This is a genomic window from Stenotrophomonas sp. GD03654, from assembly GCF_029845105.1.
Taxonomy (GTDB): Bacteria; Pseudomonadota; Gammaproteobacteria; order Xanthomonadales; family Xanthomonadaceae; genus Stenotrophomonas; species Stenotrophomonas africana.
Genome location: NZ_JAOCLC010000029.1, coordinates 36928 through 60730, shown reverse-complemented (window position 1 = coordinate 60730; position 23803 = coordinate 36928). Strand labels below are relative to the sequence as shown.

Genomic DNA, 23803 nt, shown 5'->3' with positions numbered 1-23803 from the left:
GCAGCAGCTTCCACGCGCCCCAGCCACTGGCGACGAGCGCTGCCAGATAGCACGCCACCATCGTACGCAGGCCAACCGGTGATCCTGCATTGATGCCGCGATGCAGGCGCAGTTGCAGCGAGCTGTGGCCGCTGCCCAGGTCCACCGCCAGCTGCAGCGCCAGCGCGCCGCAGAACACCAGCAGGGCGACCCCGAAGCCGATGCGCGGCCACGCGGCCTGTGCGTTGGGACGACGCAGCAGCCAGGCCAGTGCCGTGGCTGCGGCCAGCGTCGCCACCATCCACATCAGTGGCGTGGCGGGAGACGCAGCGGCCACCGGCAGTGCACCGGTGGCCGCGATCAGGGCAACGCGCCTACTTGCGGGTGCCGTCGAGCCAGTTCGGGCCCTTGTTGGTGAGGAAGAACACATAGACCACCAACGATACCGCGATCGTGGCGGTCACGTAGATGGCGAACCAGTCGACGTGGCCGGTCTTCAGCGCGCCCTGGTACAGCAGCGGGGCGGTGCCGCCGAACAGCGAGTTGGCCAGCGCATAGCCCAGGCCCACGCCCAGTGCACGCACGTGGGTGGGGAACAGCTCGGCCTTCACCACCGCGTTGATGGAGGTGTAGCCGGTGAGGATGACGAAGGCCATCGCCAGGGTCAGGAACGCCAGGGTGGCGTCATGCTGGTGCGGCAGCTGGGTGATCAGGTACCAGCTGTACAGCACGCCACCGACGCCGAAGAACACCAGCAGGGTCTTGCGGCCGATGATGTCCGACAGCCAGCCGCCGACCGGCTGCAGCACCATCAGGAACGCCAGCACGCCCAGGTTGATCAGGGTGCCGGTCATCGGGTCGTTGCCCGCGAAGGCGCTCTGGATCATCTTCGGGCCGTTCACCGAGTAGGTGTAGAAGGCCACGGTGCCACCGGCGGTGATCAGGAAGCACAGCAGCAGCGGACGCCACTGGTGCACGAACAGTTCGTACATCGAACCGGACTTCTGTGCCTTGCCCTCGCGCGCGGCCTCGATGGACGACTCCGACAGCGACTCGTCCATGCCCCGGCGCAGCCAGAACACCACCACCGCGGCGATGCCGCCGATACCGAAGGCGATGCGCCAGCCCCATTCGGAGATTTCCGGCTTGCCCCAGAAGGTCAGCATCAGCAGCAGGGTCAGCTGGGCCAGCACATGGCCGCCGACCAGGGTGACGTAGTGGAAGGAGGACAGGAAGCCGCGGCGGCCGGGAATGGCGGCCTCGGACATGTAGGTGGCGCTGGCACCGTACTCGCCACCGGTGGCGAAGCCCTGCAGCAGACGCGCGAACAGCAGGATCACTGCAGCCCAGATGCCGATGCTGGCGGCGGTGGGGGTGATGGCGATGAGGAACGAGCACAGCGCCATCAACGTGACCGAGACGGTCAGCGCCAGGCGGCGGCCGTGGCGGTCGGCGAAGCGGCCGAAGAACCAGGCGCCGATCGGGCGCATCAGGAACGTTGCGGCGAAGATCGCCCATACGTACATGGTGGAGTTCTTGTCGTCCGGCGAGAAGAACTGCGATTCGAAGTACACGGCGAACACCGAGTACACGTAGACGTCATACCATTCCACCAGGTTGCCGGCGGAGCCTTTGAGGGTGTTGGAGATCGACCGCCGCAGGGCGGCGCGGTCGTTCGCGGGTACGGCAGGTTGGGACGTGGTGCTCATCTGGGTGGGAATCCTCGATGCGGCGCGTCCGTGCGCAGGGAAAACGGCGCCCGGCCTTGGGGCGGCGCGGCCGGCAGCCCTCTTGGTACTGCATCAGCCGTCAACACGGGGTAGCAGACCAGAGCAGGGTGCATGGATGGATGACAGCGTGCCACCGTATGGGGTCACGGACCATACTCAAAACGTCCTAGAATCCGCCTTCCCCCGGCTCCCTGGTGTTTCATGTCGGCTCCCCCTTCTTCGTCTGCGGCTGCCCCCCGGGGCGGCCTTGTCGCGCTGGCATTGCTGCTGGTCTACGTGGTCTGGGGCTCGACCTACCTGGGCATCGCCAAGGCCCTCCACGGCGGCGCGCTGCCGCTGACGATGGTCTCCGGCAGCCGCTTCATCATTGCCGGCGGGGTGATGTTCGCGGCTCTGCGCCTGTTCTGGAAGCTGCCGAACCCGACCCTTCGGCAGTGGCGCAACCTGGTGGTGATGGGCGTGACCATGCTGGTGCTGGGCAACGGCATGGTGGTGCTGGCCGAGCGTGAGGTGTCCTCGGGCCTGGCCGCGACTGCGGTGGCTTCGGTACCGCTGTGGATGGCGCTGTTCTCAGCGCTGCGCGGCCAGCACGCCAGCCGTGGCGAGTGGCTGGGCATCGCCATCGGTTTTCTGGGCGTGGTCTGGCTCAATGCCGGCAGTAGTCTGACCGCATCGCCGACCGGGCTGGTGCTGCTGCTGATCGCGCCGGTCGGCTGGGCCTTCGGTTCGGTGTGGGCACGCGGCCTGGACCTGCCGGGCCCGTTCATGACCGCCGCCGGGCAGATGATCTGCGGTGGCGTGTTGCTGGTAGTGATCGGCCTGGCCGTGGGCGAACGCCCGACCACATTGCCCGACACCGGCGGCCTGCTGGCGATGGCCTACCTGTGCGTGTTCGGTTCCATCGTCGCGTTCACCGCCTACGTATGGCTGCTGCAGAACGTGCGCCCGGCGCTGGCCGGCAGCTATGCGTACGTCAATCCGGTCATCGCGGTGCTGCTGGGCGCACTGCTCAACGGTGAACGCTTCGGCTGGCGCGACCTGCTGGCGATGGCGGTGATTCTTCTGGGTGTGGTGGTGTTGACAATGGCAAGGACGAGAAAGAAATGAGCATGGACGAGAAGGAACAACGCCGTGGCTTGCTGGTCACTGCCTCCACCTTCGTGATCTGGGGGCTGGTGCCGGTGTACTGGCACCTGCTCAACGAGGTGCCCTCGTTCCAGATCATCGCCCACCGCATCATCTGGAGCACCGTGATGGTGGTGGGCTGGCTGCTGCTCAGCTCGCGCCTGGGCTGGTGGCAGAAGATCGCAGCGCAGCCGCGCGCGCTGCCGATCCTGCTGGTGTCCAGCCTGACCATCGCGTTCAACTGGGGGCTGTACATCTGGGCCGTCAACGCCGGCCATGTGATCGAGACCAGCCTGGGCTACTTCATCAACCCGCTGGTGAACGTGCTGCTGGGCGTGCTGGTACTGAAGGAGCGGCTGCGCCGCCTGCAATGGGTGGCGGTAGCGATGGCGGCGGTGGGCGTGGCCTGGCTGACGATCGACGCGGGTACGCCACCGTGGATCGCGCTGGGCCTGGCCTGTTCGTTCGGCCTGTATGGCCTGCTGCGCAAGCTGGTCTCGGTCGATCCGGTGGCTGGTCTGGGCGTGGAGAGCATGTACCTGTTCCTGCCGGCGCTGGCGTTTGCGGTCTGGGCCGAGAACGGCCACGGCGGCGCGTTCTTCCATGGCTGGGGCTGGCGCAACGACCTGCTGCTGATCTTCGGCGGCGCGGTCACTGCGGTACCGCTGATCGGCTTCGCCTACGGTGTGAAGCGCATTCCGCTGTCGCTGGTCGGCATCCTGCAGTACATCGCGCCGAGCCTGCAGCTGCTGCTGGGCGTGTTTTTCTTCCATGAGGCGTTCGATACCGCCAAGGCGATCGGCTTCGCCGCGATCTGGGCCGGCCTGATCCTGTTCGTCGGTGACAACATCCGCACGATGCGCGCCAAGCGGTAGCGCCGGGCCATGCCCGGCGAAGCCATGGGGTCAGAGCCCTTCGCGGGCGAAGGGATCCGACCCCGCTCCCCAAAAAAGAGCGGCGCCCCGAAGGGCGCCGCTCTGCTTCCATCCACAGCCAGGAGAGAGATGGCTGTGGCGGGAACGCGGTTGCAGGCTTAGAAGCGCTGCTGGTATTTCATGTACATGAAGCGGCCGATGTCGAAGCCACCGTAGTAGGTGAAGCTGCTGTTCGGCTGGCTGTACATGATCGGACCCTGGTGGTTGAACACGTTGTTCACGCCCAGCGACACGGTGCCGTCCCACGGCAGGCTGTAACGCACCTGCAGGTCGTGGAAGGTGTTGGAGCCCACCTTGTTGGTCGGCGACGCGCTGGTGTACGACGAGCTGAAGCCCGGCAGGTTGCACTCGTCCATGTACGAGCACTTCTCCTTCATGCTGGAGTAGTAGCGCGCGGTCCAGCCGATGCCGAGGTCGCCGTACTGCCAATCCAGGTTGAAGGTGGAGCGCACGCGGAAGTCGCCGCCCCAGCTGGTGCGCTGTTCCACCGGCGTGGTCGCGGCGTTGTCGTTGCGCTGCTTCAGGTAGTCGGTGTAGGTGGTGTTCCAGTTGACGGCGAACTGGCCGAACGTGGTTTCCGGCAGGCGGTAACGCACATTGATGTCATAGCCGGCGGTTTCGCGGAAACCGGCATTGACCAGCGAGCGGTCCAGGCTGTTGACCTGGCCGTTGCTGCCGCGGGTGAAGCGGCCGCACGCGGCATCCGAACCCTGCACGTAGCACTGTTCGAGAATGCTGTTGGCGGTCTCGGAGACAATGGCGTTGTTGATGCGGATCTTCCACCAGTCGAGGCTGACATCCAGGCCGGCGACGAAGTCCGGGCTGTACACCAGGCCCACGGTCCAGGTCTTGGCGGTTTCCGGCTTCAGCTCTGCGTTGGAACCGGAGTTGAAGTCGACGGTCGACTGCTGGCCCGGCTTGGTGGCAACAGTGCCATCGCTGTTGAGCTGGCGGAAGTTGGCCGGCACCTTCAGCGCCTGGCAGCGGGCGGCAACGGTCGGGCTGGTCGCAGCGGTACCGAACGAGGTATCGCACGGATCGGTGAACGAATCGCGGGTACTGACGGTGCCAGCGTACAGGTCATCCACGGTCGGCGCACGGAAGCCGGTGCCGTAGGTGGCGCGCACCAGCAGGCTGTCGATCGGCTTCCACTTCAGGCCGAACTTGCTGTTGGTGGTCGAACCGAAGTTGTTGTAATCCGAGTAGCGACCGGCCACGTCCATCGACAGTTCGCGCGCGAACGGCAGATCGGTCAGCAGCGGCACCTGCAGCTCCAGGTAGACCTCGTTGAGCGAGTAGTCGCCACGGGTCGGCTGGCCGGTGGTGCCGGCGATCTCGCCCTTCTGCACCCGCATGTCCGGGGTGTAGCTGGCCTCTTCGCTGCGGTGCTCGAAGCCCATCGCGCCCATGATGTCGCCGGCCGGCAGGGTGAACAGCGAACCGGAGATGTTGGCGCTGGCCACCTTGGTGGTGCTCTTCATCTTGTCGACGAAGCGCGCGAACAGGTAGTCCTGCACGTCCTGGTTGCTCAGCGAGCCGGGGCCGGTGTAACCCATCGGCGCAGCCGGGTTCCACGGCACGCAGCCGGCGATCACCGCACCCGGTGCGCCGCAGCGGGCCACGTTGCCATCCATGAAGGACGGACCGACGGCCTGGTTGACGTGCGGCTGGTACATGCTGCCGGTACCGATGCGCTCGCCTTCATTGCGGTTGTACATGTAGCTGACGTTCCAGTCCCAGTACCGCGAACCGGTTTCGAAGCTGCCTTCCAGGCCGATGCTGGCGCGCTTGGTCTCCAGATTGTTCTCGGTGCCGCGCGGCAGCTCCTCGGAGCGGTGCGCGAACAGCACATCCTGGCCCCACAGGTTGAACGTACTGTCCTTGGACAGGGCGGCACGGCTGCCGTTACGCGCCTGGGCGGCGCTGACCGAGTACGGGTAGCCGGCCAGCTGCTTGGTCGATTCGCGCTTGCTGTACAGCGCGTCGGCGACGATGCGCAGGTCGTCGGTGATCGAGAAGCCACCGTTGGCGAACACCGAGGTGCGCTCCAGGCCGGTCAGCAGGCTCATGTTGGTCTTGCTGTTGGCACCATCGGCCGGATCCGGCGCGTGGAAGTTGCCCTTCTGGCTCGGATCGCCGCCCGGGCCCACGGTCAGGTTCTTGCCACCGACGGTGACGTAGCCCCACGGGGTATTGCCGTTCAGGTTGTCGGTCGGGTGGCGCGGGCCGTTGGGATAGCGGCTGAACTCGCGATCCTTGCCCAGCACTTCGTCTTCCTTGGTGCGCTCGGCACCCACGGTGAACCAGCCGCGGTCGAAGGTCTTGCCGAAGGTGGCGCTGTAGGAACGCTTCTGGCCGTCACCCTGGCCGTACTGTCCGACGTAGACGCTGGCTTCGCCACCATCGAAGTTCTTGCGGGTGATGATGTTGACCACGCCGGCGACCGCGTCCGAGCCATACAGAGCGGATGCACCGTCGGTCAGCACTTCCACGCGCTCGACGATGGCCGACGGGATCGAGGCCAGGTCGGAGTAACCGCCGGCGCTGACGCCCATGCGGCGGCCGTCGATCAGCACCAGGCTGCGTTCCGGGCCGAGGTTGCGCAGGCTGACGTACATGCCGCCGAAGTCGCGCGAGGAGGTCAGCGAAGACGCGCGGCCCATGCTCGGCGAACCTGCGGCGGGAATGTCCTGCAGGATGTCGGCGACGTTGACGTAGCCCTTCTTCTCGATCTCGGCGCGGTTGAGCGCGATCACCGGCTGTGCGGTCTCGACACTGGCCTGGCGGATGCGCGAGCCGGTGATTTCGATGCGGTCGAGAGTGGTGGTGGCGTCGCCGGTGCTCTGTGCGAAGGCGGGGGTGGTGCAGCTGGCGGCCAGCGCGATGACGATCGCGTTGCGCAGCGGATTGGTTCTCAGGGACATCCGTGAAATCTCGTGCTTCAGAAAAAACATGCGCCCGTTCTGTGGGCGCGTGGGGTGCTGCAAACCAACGTGGGGGGCGCGATTCTAGATTGTTTCCATTCGTAACTGTTTGTCGCTGCGCCGCGAATGTGCGCGAAAATGAATCGCAACCAACAATCCACAGATGCACTGTGCGCAGCGTCACGCGCGTTGCGTTTGCGACGGGCAGAGGCATCGGTAGCGGCGGTATCTACGCAATCTGTAGCGACGACCACCCAGATCGTGGTCAGATCCCTTCGCGTAGCGAAGGGATCTGACCCACCAAAGAAAAAGGGACGGAGCCTTCGCTCCGTCCCTCTGCACGATGCGCAGTCTGTCGCTGCGTGATGCTCAGGTTTCGCGCAGCGCCGTGGTGATCGGCAATCGTGCCGCACGCAGCGCCGGGAACAGGCCGCCGACCAGGCCGATGCCCAGCGCCCATTTCAGGCCCGTCCACAGCAGTTCCGGCGACACATGGAACTTGAACACCACCGCGCTGAAGTTGCTGCCGATGGTGGACACGCTGTAGCCATTGAACAGCAGCCACGCCACCGCACAGCCCAGCAGGCCACCCAGCAGTGCAAGCAGCATTGTTTCCAGCATCACTGCAGTCACCACCGGCAGGCCGCGGAAGCCGATTGCCCGCATCGTGGCGATCTCGCGTGCGCGCGTGGCCACGGCGGCATACATGGTGTTGAGCGCACCAAACACAGCGCCTACGGCCATGATGGTGCCGATCACCTTGCCGAGGATGTCGATCAACTTGGTCAATCCACCACCCTGCTTGCTGTAGTAGACGCGGGTGGTCTCCACGTCCAGCTTCAGGCGCGGATCGGCGGCTACGGCGGCCTTGAACTGCTCGAAGCCGGCCTTGCCATCGGTGCGCACGCTGATCGACTGCCACGCACTGCGCTGGTAGGTGGTGGCCAACGTATCGGCGTCGGTCCACAGTTCCGAATCATGCGCATCGCCGGTGGCGAAGACACCGACCACGGTCCAGGTCTGGTTGCCCAGGGTCAGCGTCTTGCCAACGTCCAGATCGCGGAACTGGCCCTTGGCGCCCTGGCCGACCACGATCTCGCGCAGGCCTGTGGCGAACGTGCGGCCTTCGACGATCTTTACCTTGTCATGCACCGCCCACGCCTGCGGGCCGACGCCGCGGAACTGCGCGTTGACGTCGGTGCCATCGGACTTCGACACCAGGTTGACCACCTGCGACAGCTCCGGTGACAGCAGCGGCCGACCTTCGGCATCGCGGCTGATGCCGGGCAGGGTGGACAACGTCGGCACCTGTTCGCGGGTGATGACTGAGTTGGTTTCGGCCTGCGAGCCGCCGCGCAGCACGATGGCGGTGGTGTCATCGCCGGTGTTGTTGAGCGTGGCCTGGAAGCCTTCGCCCATCGCCAGCATCGCCACCAGCACGCCGACCACACCGGCGATGCCGACCACGATCACCGAGGACGCGCCCCAGCGCTGCGGCAGGCTGGCTACGCCGATGCGGGTAGCCGCCAATGCCAGCCGCCCGCCACGGGTCAGCAGCAGCCACAGTGCCACCAGCACGGCGACCGCCAACACGCCGATCCACGGCAGGCCGATCCACAGCACCAGGCCGATCACCAGCAACAGCGCGGTCAGCGCATTGCCCAGCCACTTCTTGAGTTTGCTCTTGAACATGTCGGTGTCCTCCTCAGCGGCCGGCCAGTGCGTCGACGATCTTCAGGCGCTTGGCACGCAGCGCCGGCAGCAGGCCGACGATGATGCCGATCACCACGATCAGGCCCAGCCCCATCAGCCAGGTTGGGGTTGGCACGTGTGGCGGCAGCATGCCCATGCTCTTCGGGCCGATCGCCGGCAGGATCAGCGCGGCCAGGCCCATGCCGATCAGGCCGCCCAGGCCGATCAGCAGCACCGACTCCACCATCACCAGGGTCAGCACGGTGCTGTCCTTGAAGCCCAGCGTCTTCAGCGTGGCCAGTTCGGGCACGCGCTCGCGCACCGCCTGCGCCATGGTGTTGCCGGTCAACAGCAGCAGGGTGAAGAACACCGCACCCATGATCGAAGTGACGATCATGCCGATATCCGCGAACTGCTTGACGAAGGCCTGCTGGAACGCCGATTCGGTCTGGGTCTTGGTCTCGTGGTCGGAGTTGGCCGAGATCGCATCGATGGCCTGTGCCACCCGCGAGGAGTGGTCCGGGTTGTCCAGCGTCACCGTGTACCAGCTCACCTGGTTCTTGATGTAGTCGTTGGACTCATCGAAGTACTTCCAGTTCATCATCAGTTGGCGTTCTTCGTTGGCCGCCAGCGCACGGTCCTTTGAACGGTAGATGCCCTTCAGTTCCAGCGGCCAGTCGTTGCTGCCGCCGCGCGGGAAGATCGTGGCCTGCAGCGGGATGGTGTCGCCGATCTTCCAGCCGAACTGCTTGGCCAGGGTTTCGCCGACGATGGCGCCGGTGCGGGTCTGCTTCCAGTCTTCCAGCTGCGCCGGGTCGATCTGCAGTTCGCGGTAGACATCGAAGTAGTTGGGCGACACCGAGAAATTCGGGAAGAAGTTCTTCGGATCCTGGTAGATGCCGCCGAACCACATGCCATAGGCCACGTCGCGCACGCCGGCTACCTGGCGGATCTGCGCTTCAAGGCGGATCGGCAGCGACTGGGTGATCGACAGTCGCGAAGCCACCACCAGACGGTTGGCGCCTTCCACGCTGCCACCGGAAGTGAACGCCACGCGCACCGAGTCGAGCATGCCGAACAGCAGGAACGCGGCCACCACCGAGAGCAGGGTCAGCAGGGTGCGGGTGCGGCTGCGGAACAGCTGCGCCCAGACCAACGAGAAGTATTTCATTGCCGTGGCCTCCGTCAGTGGGCCAGCGGCGCGTCGGCCAGCTCGCCCTTGTCCAGGTGCACCGTGTGCGTGGCGTACTCGGCGGCCTTCGGATCATGGGTGACCATGATGATGGTCTTGCCGTGTTCGCGGTTCAGCTGCTGCAGCAGGCCCAGGATCTCCTCGGCGGACTGGCGGTCGAGGTCGCCGGTCGGTTCGTCGCAGATCAGGAAGGTCGGGTCGGAGACGATCGCCCGCGCGATCGCCACGCGCTGCTGCTGGCCGCCGGACAGTTCATTGGGACGATGGCTGCGGCGGTCGGCCAGGCCGACCAGAGTCAGCGCGATCTCCGCGTTGCGCCGGCGCTGCGCGGCATTGAGGTGGGTCAGCAGCAGTGGCAGTTCCACGTTCTTCTGCGCGGTCAGCATCGGCATCAGGTTGTAGAACTGGAACACGAAGCCGACGTGATGGCTACGCCAGGTCGACAGCTGGCCGCCGCTCATCTGGTCGATGCGCTCGCCTTCGATGCTGATCTCGCCGCCACTGGGATTGTCCAGGCCGCCAATCAGGTTGAGCAGGGTGGTCTTGCCGGAGCCGGATGGGCCCATCAGCGCCACGAAGTCGCCGCTGGCGATGTCCAGGTCGATGCCGTGCAGCACCTGCACTTTCTCGGGACCACGCTGGTAGGTCTTGGTGATGTTGCGCAGTGAAACCAGGGTCGACATGGGTGGTTCTCCACGGAAGACGGGAAACGGGGAAGCGCACCTGCGGTGGCGCAGGCGTGCGTCGAGCGGTGTTGCCGGCGGCGCCCATGGGCGCCAGGCCGTTACTGCGCTTGTTTCTGTTGCACCTTGGCGCCATCGCGCAGGGTGTCCGGCGGGTTCACCACCACCGATTCACCTGCGCTCACGCCCTTGAGGATCTGGCGGTCCTTGCCCATCGCCTGGCCAGCCTCGACCGTGCGCTGCTGCACGCGGTTCTCATCACCCAGCACGAAGGCCACCGAGGCGCCCTCGCGCTGGACCACGGTGCCGCCCGGTACGCGTACGCCCTGCGGCTTGGTGGCCGCCTGCGGCTGCGCCTGTTCCAGGAAGCTGACCCGCACGCCCATCTCCGGCACGATGCGCGGGTCTTTCACCTTCAGCGCCACGCGCACCTTCACCGTGGCCTTGCCGCGGTCGGCGGTGGGAATGATGGCGATGACCTCGCCGGGAATCTTCCATTCCGGGTAGGCGTTGAGCGTGGCCTCCACCGGCATCTTCGGCTGCACGCGACCGATGAAGGCCTCGCCCACCTCGACTTCGATCTCCAGCGAGTCCATGTCGACGATGGTGCCGATGCCGGTACGGGTGAAACCACCGCCCGCCGACAGCGGCGAGACGATTTCGCCGGGCTGCGCGGCCTTGGCGGTGACCACCCCGGAGAAGGGCGCGCGCACGATGTTGTTGTCCACGCCCAGGTCGGCGATGGCCAGCTGGTCGTTGGCCACCTTGACGTTGCGCTGTGCCGTTTCCAGCTGCGCACGCAGGCTGTCGCGCTGGGCCACGGCCTGGTCGTACTGCGAACGTGACACCAGCTGCTGGCCGACCAGTGCCTGCAGGCGGCTGGCCTCGGCGGTGGCCTGCTTCTGCTGCGCCTCCAGCCCGGCCACCTGGCTGCGTGCGGCCTGCAGCTGCGAGGCATACAGGCTGCGCTGGGCGTCGGCATCGATCGGGTCCAGCGTGGCCATGATCTGGCCCTGCTCCACCCGCATGCCTTCCTCGATCATCACCTCACGCACCTTGCCGGTGATCTTGGCCGAGACCGTGGCCATGCGCCGGGCGACCACGTAGCCGCTGGCATCGAGCACTGAACTGCTGGCGTTGCCTTGCTGTATGGCCACGGCGGGCGCGGTTTCCACCTCCACGGCCGGCGCGCGGCCGAACAGGAAGGCTACAGCGGCGGCGATCAGCAGCACGATCACGATGAGGGCGATCCACAGCCAACGACGTCCACCGCCATTGCTGCCACCGGAGGCGGGCGGCGGCGATTTGCGGTCGATACGGAGTTCCTTCAACAGCTCGGCAGAAGCGTTCATTCGTTCCATCACAGGCATTCGGGCGGGTGTGGCCGGAAGAGCGGACGGCGGCGGTTCCGGCGGTGGAGCGTGCGGCACAGCATGAAGGCAGGTACGGCGATGACGGCAGTGACAGCTGTCACCCGATGACACTGACGGCGGCAACTGCGAAATGTGACCACGGCGGCACAGGATGGCAACGTCCCCGCTACCGGTACCGCCCATGGATCCGATCGCCCCGTCGCTGGCCCGCCTGCAGCAGGTGCAGGTGCGCTATCGCGACCATACCGCCCTGCAGGGCATCGACCTGCAGGTCCGCGCTGGCCAGGTGCTGGCATTGCTGGGCCGCAACGGTGCCGGCAAGAGTACCGCGATCAGCGTGCTGTTGGGTCTGCGCCGCGCCGATGCCGGCCAGGTCGAGCTGCTCGGCGGTGACCCGCAGCAGCGCAGCCGTCGCCTCGGCTTGGGTGTGATGCTGCAGAGCACCAGCCTGCCACCGATGCTGCAGGTGGACGAACTGGTGGCGCAGGCCAGCGCCTGCTATCCGGACCCGATGCCGTTGCAGGAGATACTGCAGCGCGCCGGTCTGCAGGCACTGGCACGCCGCCGCTACGGCCAGCTTTCCGGTGGCCAGCAGCGCGCGGTGCAGTTCGCCATCGCCCTGTGTGGCCGCCCGCGGGTGCTGTTCCTGGACGAGCCCACCACCGGACTGGACATCCAGGCGCGACAGGCGATGTGGCAGGCGATCCGGCAGCTGGTGGCCGAAGGCTGCGGCGTGCTGCTGACCACCCATTATCTGGAAGAGGCCGAAGCGCTGGCACAGCAGGTGGTGGTGCTGGAGCAGGGCCGGGTGCTGGCCGACGCGCCGTTGAGCGAGCTGCGCCTGGCCGATCGGCCGCGTCGGATCCGTTGCCGCAGCGTGTTGCCCGCCGAAGACGTGCAGCAGTGGCCGGGCGTGCAGCAGGTGCAGCGCGACGGCGAGCACCTGCAGCTGCTGGCGAGCCCGGCCGAGCCGGTGGTGGCACGCCTGCTGGCCGCCGATGCGCAGCTGCGCGAGCTGGAAGTACAGGGCGCGGCACTGGCCGACGCTTTCCTCGACATGACCCGGGAGGCCGCATGAACACGATGACCCGTACCGGCACTACACCCGCGCTCGCATCTGCCTGGCACCAGGCCCTGCGTCCGTACCGCGCCGAGTTGGTGGCCGAACTGCGCCGTGCCTGGCGCACGCCGGCGTTCGCGGTGCCCTCGCTGCTGTTCCCGGTGCTGTTCTATCTGCTGTTCGGTGTGCTGCTGGGGCGTGGTCACGCACCGCTGTACCTGCTGGCCACCTACTGTGTGTTCGGCGCGATGGCCCCGGCCCTGTTCGGCTTCGGCGTGCAGCTGGCGCTGGACCGCGAAGGCGGCCTGTTGACCCTCAAGCGCGCGCTGCCGATACCTGCTGCGGCGCCGCTGCTGGCACGGTTGGCGATGGCAGTGATGTTCGCGCTGCTGGTGGCTTCGCTGTTGATCGGCGCGGCGCACGTGCTGGGTGGCGTGCGGTTGCAGGCGCTGCAGGTGCTGCAGCTGATGGCGGTGGCCGGACTGGCGGCGTTACCGCTGGGGGCGATCGGCCTGCTGATCGGCAGCCATGTCAGTGCCAGTGCGGCACCGGCGATGGTCAACCTGGTCTACCTGCCGCTGGCCCTGCTCTCGGGCCTGTGGCTGCCACTGTCGGCGCTGCCTGTGCTGTTCTCGACGATGGCACCGCTGTGGCCGACCTGGCATCTGGCGCAGCTGGCGCTGCCGGTGGTCGGGCTGCCGTCGGCGGGCAGCATCGGGGGCCATCTGCTGGTGCTGCTGACGGTCACGGCGGTGGCGTTGCTGTTGGCACGGCGTCGCCTGCGCCGGATCGGCTGAGCTGGCATGATCGGCAGTGATCGTCCCCGCCTGGATTCTCCCGTGCCGTCGAGTTGGCTTGCGTCCCTGCTGCGCCCCGCGCCGGATTCGGCCGTGGCCGAACTGCTGCGACGTGGCAAGTCGCCCTGGAGCGGAGCGATCCACCTTCTGTGGTCGGTATGGATCTTCCTCACCCCGGTGCTCGGCAATGGCTTCACGCTGCGCTGGCTGCTGCTGACCCTGGCCAGCTATCCGCTGTTCCTGCTGCTCTATGCCAAGGTGATGCTGGCGCCCCGGCACCATGGGTGGCGCTATGCGCTGGGCATGATCGTGCTCGCCCTGGTACTGCTGCCGTGGTACCCGTCGGGCCTGAGCTACTTCGTGTTCGGTTGCGTGATGATCCGCATGAGCAGCCGTGGAGGCTGGTGGGTGTACCTGTTGCAGCTCACCGGGCTGAACCTGTTGTTCTGCGGTGCTGCGCTCTACTTCGGCTATCCGTGGCAAGCCATGGTGTGGATGCCGGCAGTGTCGTTCATTGTCGGGCTGGTGGTGAACGTGGAGGCCTTGAGCCAGCAGCGCGACGTTGCCCTGCAGCTGTCGCAGGACGAAGTACGGCGGCTGGCGACCACTGCTGAGCGCGAACGCATCGGCCGTGACCTGCACGACCTGCTCGGCCACACGCTCTCGCTGATCACCTTGAAGCTGGAACTGGCACGCAAGCTGTACGACCGCGATGACGCACGGGCGCGGCAGGAGATCGGTGAAGCCGAGGCCATCGCCCGCGAAGCGCTGGCACAGGTGCGCAGCGCGGTGACCGGTATCCGTGCCAGCGACCTGGCCGGCGAACTGGCGTCGGCCCGTCTGCTGCTGGAATGCCAGCAGGTGCACCTGCAGTACACGACGCCACCGCCGATGCCGGTGGACGTGGAACGTGGACTGGCGCTGGTGCTGCGCGAGGCCGCAACCAACATCGTGCGCCATGCGCAGGCGACCCGCGTGCAGGTGGATTTCATGCTGGAGGACCGACAGTTGGCGATGCAGATACGCGATGACGGCCGCGGTGGCGTGCAGGCCGAGGGCAATGGGCTGTGCGGCATGCGCGAACGTGCGGCGGCGCTGGGTGGGCAGCTGACGCTGCAGTCGCCCCGCGGCGAAGGCACGCTGCTGACCGTGCGCGTGCCCTTGGGGGCCGCCACCATGCCGCTGTCCTCGGCATCGCTGGCACAGGGGGGACCCGCATGATCCGCATTCTGCTGGCCGAGGACCAGGCGATGGTGCGCGGCGCGCTGTCGGCGCTGCTGGGGTTGGAGCCTGATATCGAGGTGCTGGGCAGCGCGGCCGACGGCGAAGCTGCGTGGCGGATGCTGCAGCAGCTGATGCCGGACATCCTGGTCACCGACATCGAGATGCCGGGCCTGTCCGGGCTGGAGCTGGCGCAGCGCATCGCCCGCCATGAGCTGCCGATCAAGGTGGTGATCGTGACCACCTTCGCCCGCGCCGGTTTCCTGCGCCGCGCGCTGGAGGCGGGCGTGCTGGGCTACCTGCTGAAGGACGCCCCGGCCGAGAACCTGGCCGATGCACTGCGCAAGGTGAAACAGGGCATCCGTGCGATCGACCCGCAGCTGGCGCTGGATGCGTGGTCGCAGGCCGATCCGCTGACCGACCGCGAGCGCCGTGTGCTGCGCCTGGCAGGGGAGGGCCGAACCGCCAGCGAGATTGCCGAGCAGCTGGGGTTGTCGCACGGTACGGTGCGCAATTACCTGTCCGAGTGCATCGGCAAGCTGGGCGTGGCCAACCGGATCGAGGCGTATCGGCTGGCGCGGCAGAAGGGGTGGTTGTAGGGGCGTGCGCCGACGCACTGGTAGCGCCGGGCGCTGCCCGGCGGATCATTTCCGCGCCTGCGGAGAGGTGTCACTTTCTTTGCGCGCAAAGAAAGTAACCAAAGAAACGCTCCGCCGGCCGCGAGCCGGCGTGCTTCGCACGCCGGTGCCCTGCGCTCCTCGGTCCGTCGAGGGACGGTGCGGGAACTCGCTGCGCTCAGACACCCGCACCTCTTCGCCCTCGCCAGACCTGCGGTGCTCGGCTCGCTCAAGGCGGACTGGAAGGGCAAGAGCATCCACGCGCGGCGTGGATCTACTGGGTGCAGCTTTTGCCTTTGACGTTGGGTCCGCCTTTTAGCGAGCCGAGCATCGCAGGGGAATCAGGGGCGTAGAGGCGCCGATGTCTGAGCGCAGCGAGTTCGGCGCCGTCCCCTGATTCACCGAGAAGCGCAGGGCACCGGTGCGCAGCACCGGCTCGCGATCTGGCGGCGTGTTTCTTTGGTTACTTTCTTTGCACGAGCAAAGAAAGTGACACCCCCACGCGGTCGCGGAAACGATCCGCCGGGAATTCCCGGCGAACCCGATCAATCCTTCCCGCGCGCCATCGCCTGGAACACCCCATCGCGCCGCACCCACAGGTGGAACAGCGCCGCACCCACGTGCATCAGCACCGTTGCGAACAGCACGTAGGCCAGCAGACTGTGCGCATTACGCAACGCGGCGTACAGCGCCGGTGTGTGTGGCACGATCGGCGGCAGATGCAGGCCGCCCCACAGCACGATCGGGTACCCACCGGCCGACAGCATCGCCCAGCCGATCAGCGGCATCGCCAGCATCAGTGCATACAGCATCCAGTGCGAGGCCTTGGCCGCCATCACCTGCCATACCGGAAGATCCGCCGGCAGCGGCGGCGGGCGATGGCGCAGCCGGTTGTACAGGCGCAGCAGCACCAGCACCAGGATGGCGATGCCCAGCGGGCGGTGCAGGTCGATCAGCATTGGCCGCAGGTGCAGTGAGGCGACCATGGTCACGCCGATGAACAACATGGCGATGATCATCAGCGCCATGGACCAGTGCAGCACCCGCGCCAGCAGGTTGAAGTGGCCGTTGCCGGTGCTCATCGTGCGGCCTCCTTCGGTTGTTCGACGTTGCCGCTGGCGCGCTCGCGTTCGCGGCGGTTGAAGGACTGCGAATACACCGCCGAGCGGGCGGCCAGGATCGGATCGTCACTGCCGCGCACGCCGCTGGGCAGGATCAGCGGATCGAAGTTGATCTGGCCGCACGCACCCTGTTCCTGCGACTGCATGCGGTCCAGGCTGAGTACGCCGGCTACTACCTGATCACGCGACTCGGGCCACGGTACCGACGGATCGTCGATGGCATCGCCAGGCTCGGCGGTGGTAACCACCAGGTTCCAGCGCACCGGACCGCTGGCCAGGCGCTGCCGCAGTTCCTGGCTGAGGAAATCGACGCTGGCCTGCGTGCGCGTTTCCGCATCCATTTCCACCACCGGCGCCTGTGGCTGCCAGCGCCAGCGCACCGCGCGCTTCTGGCCCTGCGCATTGGTAAACCAGAAGCTGTTGACGCTGTTGAAGGTGGTGTCGGCCCAGCTGCTGGTCCACGGTGCCGTCTTGGCCCACTGCTGGAACGCCTGCGCACTGGGGTACTTGGCCAGTACGGCGGCCATCTTCTGCGGGTCGGGCTTGCCGGTGGCCGGGTCCGGAATGGAGGCGCGTGTCTGTTCGTAGAACGCCTCGGCATCGGGCACGGCGAAGAACGGGAAGCTGTTCATCGCCATCCGCCATTCCTGGCCGTCATCGCTGACCATCTGCACCGCCAGGCTGCGTACGCGTGCGGTGTTGTCGGCGCCGTAGGGGTCACCGCCGCCAATCGACAGGCGGCCCATCACCGGTACGCGTGACTGTGAGAACACGCGGGCGCTGGACAGGGTAGGGGCCTGCGCGCTGGGTTCGAACCAGCCGCTCACGCAGATGCCCTTGCTGTGCGCGCGTCGGAAGCCCGGATGGGCGGGGCCGGTGGCCTCGATGGTGTCGGTGAAGCGCTGCGCGGTCAGGCGGTCGCCGATCCAGCCGGCCAGCCAGGCGAACGCCAGCGCGATGGCACCCAGAATGAGCGCGATCAGTGCGATCCAGGGCAGCGGCGAATGCGTGCGCGGTGTGCCCGGCGTCTGGCCGGCGCGGGTGTAGCGGAAGAGCGACATGGTCGGAGTCCTGCCTTCACGGAGCGTGTGGGTGGTCGACCCACACATCCTCGCAGAACCCGGCCGGGGCCGAAATTCAATTTTTCGTCAGATTTTCCGGGACGGCGTGCCGACGAACGGTCGGCACCCACCCGATCAGCTGTAGCGCTGCTTCAGCATTGCCCACGCCGAACGCAGCGCCAGCGCTTCGCCACCGGCCGGACGGCCCGGGCGTTCACCGTCGTTCCAGGCGTACACGTCCAGATGCGCCCAGCGCTGGCCGTCTTCCAGGAAGCGTTCCAGGTACAGCGCTGCGGTAACCGAACCGGCCATGCGCGAGCCGGCGTTGGCCAGATCGGCGATGCCGCTGGTCAGGTAACGCAGGTAGGGGCGCCACAGCGGCATGCGCCAGACCGGGTCGCGCGTCGCATCACCAGCCTGCAGCCATTGCTGCGCCACGCTGTCGTCATTGCTGAAGAGCGCCGGCAGATCCGGGCCCAGCGCGATGCGCGCGGCGCCGGTGAGGGTGGCGAAGTCCAGCACCAGGTCCGGTTTCTGCTCGCTGGCGAAGGTCAGTGCATCGCACAGGATCACGCGGCCTTCGGCGTCGGTGTTGTCGATCTCCACGCTCAAGCCCTTGCGGGTGGCGATCACTTCGCCCGGGCGGAAGGCATCGGGACCGATCGCGTTTTCCACCGCCGGCACCAGCAGGGTCAGCCGTACCGGCAGCCCGCGTGCCATCACCAGGCCTGCCAGGGCCAGGGCATGCGCGGCGCCGCCCATGTCCTTCTTCATGTTGCGCATGCCGTCGGCCGGCTTGATGTCCAGGCCGCCGGTATCGAAGCACACACCCTTGCCGACCAGCACCAGTGCTGGATCGGTGTCCTTGCCCCAGCGCAGCACGACCAGGCGCGGTGCGCGGTGCGATGCGCGGCCCACGGCGTGGATGGCCGGGAAATTCTGCTTCAGCAGTTCGTCGCCGGTGATCGCCTCGACCTGCGCGCCATGCGCATCGGCCAGCGCGCGTGCGGCATCTTCCAGCTGCTGCGGACCCATGTCTTCGGTCGGGGTGTTGACCCAGTCACGCACGCGCAGGCTGGCGGCGATCAGGTCGGCCACTTCGCCGGTCGGCTCGGCCACCAGGCGCGCCGGCGCACGGTGGCGCTTGCGATAGCGGTCGAAGCGGTAGCTACCCAGGCCCCAGCCCAGCTGCAGCAGCGCCAGTTCGGCGGCCGGCAGTTCGCTGGCCAGCTGCCACACGCTGCCTTCCGGCAGGGCATGCGGGGCATGCGAATAGCTGTAGGCATCGGCACGATCACCGACACCGATCACCGCTCCGGCCAGACCATCGGCGCCGGGCAGCAACGCCGTGGTGAAGGCACCGGCGGTGAAGCCCTGCGACGCCAGCCATGCCCGGGTGGCGGCCGGCTGGCCGTCCTTCCAGGCCGCGAACTGCTCGCGGTCCAGCACGTACAGCGGCAGCGCTGCGGCGGTGTCGGCAGTGAAACCAGTGATCTCGCTCATGCGTCAGGTACTCCGGGGTGCGGCAGCGTCGAGGTTGGCATCCAACCAGTCGGCCAGGCCGGTGAGGGTGTCGAACTGCAGGTCCGGCTGCAGCTGCGGATGGGTCCAGGTGGCTGCTTCGCGGTTGATCCAGCAGCCGCGCAGGCCGGCGGCGATCGCTCCGGCCACGTCCATTTCGGCGTGGTCGCCGACGTGCAGTACCTGTGCCGGCGCCACACCCAGGCGGGTGCAGGCGGCATGGAAGATGCTCGCCTCAGGCTTGGCCGCGCCGTGTTCGCGCGCGCCCAGCTGGAAGGCGAAATGATGGGCCAGGCCGATCCGCTCCAGATCGGCATTGCCGTTGCTCAGCGCTGCCACCGGTACCCGCGCGGCAATCCGCGCCAGCGCATCGATCGCATCGGGGTAGCACTCGACCTGGTTGCGCGCGGCGAAGAAGACTTCATACGCCGGCTCCAGCAGCTCCAGGCTGGCACCACTGGTGTGCAGCGCTTCGTGCAGGGTCAGCCGGCGCAGCGCGCTCAGGTCATGATGGAGGTGCGGATGGGCGTGGTACAGGCGTTCGCGCAGTTCGCGCATCGCCGCCACCGGATACATCGCGGCCGTGGCGGGGCTGTGTTCGCGCATCCACTCGTGCAGGACCAGGTCGATGCGGGCGCCGATCGGAGCGAACGGCCACAGCGTGTCGTCAAGGTCGAGGGTGATGGCTTGGACGGGGAAATTCACCCCGCCATTCTACCCCTGCCCGCGCGGGCTTTCATTCCAGCAGCCGCGCCCAGCCCTGCATGCCGTCCAGCCGCGCCAGCACCAGCTTGATGCATACCAGCAGTGGCACCGCCAGCAGCAGCCCGATCATGCCCCAGGCCCAGCCGAACACCATCAGCGCCAGGATCAGCACCAGCGGCGACAGCTTCATGCGCCGGCCCAGCACGATCGGGGTCACCATCTGTCCCTCCAGGGTGTGCAGGGCCAGGTAGGCGGCCGCCGGCAGCAGCGCCTGCAGCGGGTCGCGGAATTCCACGAAGCCCATCAGCAGCATCAGCGCCACGCCGATCAACGGACCCACATACGGCGCAAAATTCAGCAGTGCGGCCACCGTGCCCCACAGCAGCGCTTCCTGCAGGCCGATGCCGAGCAGCATCAGCACGCCGGCGAACACCAGCCCGACCAGGGTGTTGATCACGCTGATGGTCAGCACGTAACGCGAGACCTCGCGCTCGATTGAACGCAGGATGTCCGTGGTGAAGCGCTGCTGCTGGCGGTTCGGGAACAGGGCGATCGCCGCGCGCTGCAGGCTCTGCCCGTAGATCATGAAGAACAGGGTCAGCAGCACCACCGCCAGCACCGAGGCGGCCAGTCGCGGCGCACGGGTCAGCATGCGGTACGGGTCGTCGAGCTGGGTGCGGATCACCTGCACCTTGCGGTTGCTGTCGCCACCGGCCACGCGGGCGAAGTTCTCCGCGGCCTGGTTGGCCTGCTGCACCGGCTTGGTCAGGTCCTGCACCTGACGGGCAACCTTGCGCAGCTGCTGCGGTGCTTCCTGCGCCCACTCCATTGCTGGCCCGATCAACTGCACGGCCAGCGATCCGGTCACGCCCAGGCCGGCGCCAAGGATCAGCAGCGCGCCCAGCGCACGCGGAATCCACAGCTTCTGCAGCAGGCGCAGGATCGGATTGCCGACCAGCGCGAAGAACATCGCCAGCAGCACCGGCAGGATGATGTCCTGCGCGGCCCACAGCGTGCAGCCCACCGCCAGGGTTGCCAGCACCACCAGCGACATCGGTCCGCGCGGGCGCGATGCGGGCGGCAGCGGTGCGTCGGGCTGTTCGGGGTCGGCCGGTGACGGGGACAGGAGTGACTCGCTCATCGACGCATCAACCGGAAAGGGGAGCGCATTATCCGCCGGCCGCGATCGGCGCGGCGGATTTCGTGGATCAACGTTCGGACAGCTCGGTGGCGGCTTCGGCCGGGCGCGGTTCGCTCACTTCCGGTTCCGCGGTGGATTGCGCCGCCGGTGCCGGCCGTGCGGTGGATGCCGATGCGGTGGCCTGCGCCTGTTCGCTGGCGTCGGCGGCTTCTTCGGCTGCATCGTCGGCGGTGGCCGCCGCCTGTGCTGCCATCGCCGTGGCGAACGCGGCCTGCGCACTGGCGAACAGGTTCGAGACCGAACCCACCATCTGCAACCAGCGCGCACCGTTGACCTTGCCCGGGACTTCCAGTTTGCCGGCAATGAAGCCACCGGCGAGGCCGACCACCACGATGCGCAGCGGCGACCAGCCTTTTCGCCAGACGTCGCTGAGCGTGGACCAGTGGTCCTGGGTTTCGACCAGTCGCACGGTCACCACCTGTTCGCAGCGTTTCACCCGCCGCTGCAGCGCACCGAACTTCATGGCTTGCCCTCAGGCAGCTGCACATCGGCATCGGGATCGTCTTCGCTGGGCTCGTCGAACAGGCCCAGGCGTGACAACTGGCGCCGGGTGGCGTGCATGCCGGTGTGGTGGAAGAAGTAGGACACCCGCCAGATCGCATAACCGGTGACGGCCAGGCTCAGCAGCGAGGTGATCAGCAGGGCCTGCAGCCAGCTCAGGCCCCAGCTCTGCAGCAGGGCGATGAGGGTGGCGGCCATCAGCAGCCAGGCCGAGGCACCGAATACGATCGCCACGCCGGCCCAAGCCAGCGCACGGCCGAACGCGCTGCGCGCCAGCGCGAAGTCGGCCGAGGCCAACCGGCGCAGCGAACGCAGCGAATGCCTGGCCGAATCGGCGGCGGCACGACCGGCCGCGCCGACCTGACGGATGCTCTCATCCAGCGGCGGGGTGGCCGCTGGATCAGGGGTTTGCGCGTTGTCTTCGCTCACGCCGCGGCTTACTTGTCGCTGCTGCTGCGGGCCAGCTTGGCAATGATCCAGCCGGCAGCAAAGGCGACGCCGAACGAGGCCAGCGGACGTTCACGGATGAGCTCAGCGGCGCTGTCGATCAGGTCCTTGCCCTTGTCCATCAGTGCGTCAACCTGTTCCTTGGCGGCGGCACCACCGAACTCGGCGGCAGCCAGGCCGGACAGCGCGCTGTCGGACAGTTCAGCCTTGACGTTGGCCTTGCCGATACGCAGTTCGTCGCCGGCTGCGCCGGTTGCACCCTTGATCGCACCGCCGGCGGCCGACGCGGCCTGCTTCAGGTGGGAACCGGCTTCACCCAGGTGTTCCTTCAGGTTCTCGGTATTGGTGGGGCTCATCGAATCACTCCTGTTGCGATGGGGGAACGGGTGTCGGCGGTGCCGACCTGGACTGACAGCAATAGCATTGCCGGGGTATAGGGGGTGTTACGGCAGGGCGATCACCGCATCACGAGCTGGCCCTGCTGCTGGCCATTGTTGCGCAGCACGCGTACCACCAGGGTCGGCGGGCGCTGCTGGAAGTTGGCGCGCCAGCTGGCCAGGTCGGCGAATTCGCCCACCGTGGCATCGGTGATGATGTCGCCCTGCTGCAGGCCGTTGGTGGCCGCGCGGCTGCCGCGCTTGACCTCACTGACCAGCACGCCGCCGACTCCGGACTGACGCAGTGACTCGGGCAGGTCGACGAAGGTGGCCCCGGTCAGGCGCGGGTCCAGGCTCTCGCCGGTGACCGCGCGCGCCTGTTCCTTCAGCGTTGCCTTGATCTGCAGTGGCTTGCCTTCGCGGCGTACGTCCAGCGTCAACGCGCTGCCGACCGCGGCCAGGCCTTCCACGTTGTGCAGGGCCTCGGCGCTGTCCACGCGCTGGCCATTGGCCGAGACCACCACGTCGCCCGGCTTCAGGCCGGCAGCGGCGGCGGCCGAACCGGCCAGCACGCGGGTGATCAGTGCGCCACGGGTTTCGCCCAGGCCCAGGCCCTGCGCGATCTGCGCGGTCAGGTTCTGGCTTTCCACGCCCAGCGTGCCGCGCACCACGACGCCGTGCTTGACCAGCTGGTCGACCACGCTGCGCGCCAGGTTGGACGGAATCGCCAGGCCCAGGCCGATGTTGCCGGCCATGCTGCCCTGCGGGTTGAAGCTGGCGGTATTGATGCCGACCAGCTGGCCCTGCAGATCGACCAGTGCGCCACCCGAGTTGCCCGGGTTGATCGACGCGTCGGTCTGGATGAAGTTCTGGTAGCCCAGCCCGCGGATGCCGCTGCGGCCCACCGCCGAGACGATGCCCGAGGTGACCGTCTGGCTGAAGCCGAACGGATTGCCGATCGCCACTACGAAGTCGCCCACCCGCAGCTGGTCGCTGTTGCCGAGCTTGATGTCGGTCAGGTTCTGCGCCGGAATGCGGATCAGCGCGATGTCGGTATCGCGGTCCGAACCGAGGAACTCGGCCTTGACCGTGCGCCCGTCGGCCAGTGTCACCTGTACGTCATCGGCGTTGTCGATGACATGGTGGTTGGTCAGTACCAGGCCCTCCTTGGCGTCGATGATCACGCCCGAGCCCAGCGACTCGTTGATGCGTTCCTGCGGGATGTCCGGGAACAGGCGGCGGAAGAACGGGTCGTTGAAGAAGGGGTTGCGCACGCGAACCACCTGCTTGGTGTTGACGCTGACCACCGCCGGCATCGCCTTCTCCAGCATCGGTGCCAGCGACGGTACCGCTTGTCCGGCCACCGAGGCCGGCAATGCAGCGGTGGTCGGCACGACCGCCGGCAGCGGTGCGGCATCGGCCCGGTTGTCCAGGTGCGCATTGATGCCGGTGGCAACGAAGCCACCGAAGGCGGCGGCGATTGCGAGCGTGAGCAGGGTGGGAAGCGGTCGCATGGGAGTCGGTTCGCTGGCGTGGATGGG

22 protein-coding genes are annotated in these 23803 nt (G+C 67.3%); 6 read left to right on the top strand and 16 right to left on the bottom strand.

Annotated features, from left to right (window positions below; genetic code table 11):
* Together N5J73_RS12425 and N5J73_RS12420 are read right to left on the bottom strand one after the other, a co-directional pair.
* On the bottom strand, positions 1-286 hold a 286-nt coding region (locus N5J73_RS12425), incomplete at its 3' end, for a hypothetical protein (protein WP_279941006.1).
* A 67-nt stretch (positions 287-353) separates the two neighbouring features.
* A complete protein-coding gene (locus tag N5J73_RS12420; RefSeq protein WP_010486964.1) occupies positions 354-1688 on the bottom strand; it encodes an MFS transporter in 1335 nt (444 codons plus the stop codon).
* 222 nt (positions 1689-1910) lie between these two features.
* Between N5J73_RS12420 and yedA the strand changes: the two genes are divergently transcribed.
* On the top strand, positions 1911-2816 hold the full coding sequence (gene yedA / locus N5J73_RS12415; protein ID WP_049448247.1) for a drug/metabolite exporter YedA: 906 nt from the start codon (positions 1911-1913) through the stop codon (positions 2814-2816).
* Positions 2813-3709 (top strand): EamA family transporter RarD, encoded by an 897-nt coding sequence (gene rarD, locus N5J73_RS12410; RefSeq protein ID WP_049448249.1) that lies wholly within the window; start codon positions 2813-2815, stop codon positions 3707-3709. Before yedA ends, rarD begins: the two co-directional genes overlap by 4 nt.
* Before the next feature lie 158 nt (positions 3710-3867).
* On the opposite strand, the gene N5J73_RS12405 is transcribed toward rarD, so the two are convergent.
* The 5 genes from N5J73_RS12405 to N5J73_RS12385 form a co-directional block, all read right to left on the bottom strand.
* Entirely contained in the window at positions 3868-6693 is a 2826-nt protein-coding gene (locus N5J73_RS12405; RefSeq protein WP_049448251.1) for a TonB-dependent receptor, read from the bottom strand.
* Positions 6694-7062: 369 nt separating this feature from the next.
* Positions 7063-8385 (bottom strand): ABC transporter permease, encoded by a 1323-nt coding sequence (locus tag N5J73_RS12400; RefSeq protein WP_046984561.1) that lies wholly within the window; start codon positions 8383-8385, stop codon positions 7063-7065.
* A 13-nt stretch (positions 8386-8398) separates the two neighbouring features.
* Positions 8399-9556 (bottom strand): ABC transporter permease, encoded by a 1158-nt coding sequence (locus N5J73_RS12395; protein WP_049448254.1) that lies wholly within the window; start codon positions 9554-9556, stop codon positions 8399-8401.
* Between the two features lie 14 nt (positions 9557-9570).
* Positions 9571-10260, bottom strand: a complete 690-nt coding sequence (locus tag N5J73_RS12390) for an ABC transporter ATP-binding protein (protein WP_004137569.1) — start codon at positions 10258-10260, stop codon at positions 9571-9573.
* 101 nt (positions 10261-10361) lie between these two features.
* Complete coding sequence (locus N5J73_RS12385; protein ID WP_049448256.1) at positions 10362-11612, bottom strand: efflux RND transporter periplasmic adaptor subunit; 1251 nt, start codon at positions 11610-11612, stop codon at positions 10362-10364.
* 202 nt (positions 11613-11814) lie between these two features.
* Here N5J73_RS12385 and N5J73_RS12380 point away from each other — a divergent pair, with 202 nt between their 5' ends.
* From N5J73_RS12380 to N5J73_RS12365, 4 genes are read left to right on the top strand one after another with little or no spacing between them, the layout of a single operon-like run.
* On the top strand, positions 11815-12711 hold the full coding sequence (locus N5J73_RS12380; RefSeq protein WP_049448258.1) for an ABC transporter ATP-binding protein: 897 nt from the start codon (positions 11815-11817) through the stop codon (positions 12709-12711).
* Positions 12708-13490, top strand: a complete 783-nt coding sequence (locus N5J73_RS12375) for an ABC transporter permease (RefSeq protein ID WP_049448260.1) — start codon at positions 12708-12710, stop codon at positions 13488-13490. Before N5J73_RS12380 ends, N5J73_RS12375 begins: the two co-directional genes overlap by 4 nt.
* A gap of 6 nt (positions 13491-13496) precedes the next feature.
* Positions 13497-14711, top strand: coding sequence for a sensor histidine kinase (locus N5J73_RS12370; RefSeq protein ID WP_049448261.1), 1215 nt, complete (start codon positions 13497-13499; stop codon positions 14709-14711).
* Positions 14708-15310, top strand: a complete 603-nt coding sequence (locus tag N5J73_RS12365) for a response regulator transcription factor (protein ID WP_049448262.1) — start codon at positions 14708-14710, stop codon at positions 15308-15310. The genes N5J73_RS12370 and N5J73_RS12365 overlap by 4 nt, the downstream gene beginning before the upstream one ends.
* A gap of 563 nt (positions 15311-15873) precedes the next feature.
* Here the strand turns inward: N5J73_RS12365 and N5J73_RS12360 are convergent.
* The 9 genes from N5J73_RS12360 to N5J73_RS12320 form a co-directional block, all read right to left on the bottom strand.
* Entirely contained in the window at positions 15874-16410 is a 537-nt protein-coding gene (locus tag N5J73_RS12360; RefSeq protein ID WP_049448721.1) for a cytochrome b, read from the bottom strand.
* Positions 16407-17510 (bottom strand): catalase family peroxidase, encoded by a 1104-nt coding sequence (locus N5J73_RS12355; protein WP_049448718.1) that lies wholly within the window; start codon positions 17508-17510, stop codon positions 16407-16409. Before N5J73_RS12355 ends, N5J73_RS12360 begins: the two co-directional genes overlap by 4 nt.
* Before the next feature lie 135 nt (positions 17511-17645).
* A complete protein-coding gene (locus tag N5J73_RS12350) occupies positions 17646-19013 on the bottom strand; it encodes a M17 family metallopeptidase (protein WP_049448717.1) in 1368 nt (455 codons plus the stop codon).
* A gap of 3 nt (positions 19014-19016) precedes the next feature.
* Complete coding sequence (locus N5J73_RS12345; RefSeq protein ID WP_049448715.1) at positions 19017-19736, bottom strand: HAD-IA family hydrolase; 720 nt, start codon at positions 19734-19736, stop codon at positions 19017-19019.
* Positions 19737-19767: 31 nt separating this feature from the next.
* Positions 19768-20877, bottom strand: coding sequence for an AI-2E family transporter (locus tag N5J73_RS12340; RefSeq protein ID WP_049448713.1), 1110 nt, complete (start codon positions 20875-20877; stop codon positions 19768-19770).
* Positions 20878-20944: 67 nt separating this feature from the next.
* Positions 20945-21400, bottom strand: coding sequence for a hypothetical protein (locus tag N5J73_RS12335; protein WP_049448711.1), 456 nt, complete (start codon positions 21398-21400; stop codon positions 20945-20947).
* Complete coding sequence (locus N5J73_RS12330) at positions 21397-21867, bottom strand: phage holin family protein (protein WP_049448709.1); 471 nt, start codon at positions 21865-21867, stop codon at positions 21397-21399. Before N5J73_RS12330 ends, N5J73_RS12335 begins: the two co-directional genes overlap by 4 nt.
* Before the next feature lie 8 nt (positions 21868-21875).
* Positions 21876-22241 (bottom strand): hypothetical protein, encoded by a 366-nt coding sequence (locus tag N5J73_RS12325; RefSeq protein ID WP_049448707.1) that lies wholly within the window; start codon positions 22239-22241, stop codon positions 21876-21878.
* 101 nt (positions 22242-22342) lie between these two features.
* Positions 22343-23776, bottom strand: coding sequence for a Do family serine endopeptidase (locus tag N5J73_RS12320; protein ID WP_049448706.1), 1434 nt, complete (start codon positions 23774-23776; stop codon positions 22343-22345).
* Positions 23777-23803 lie beyond the last annotated feature (27 nt).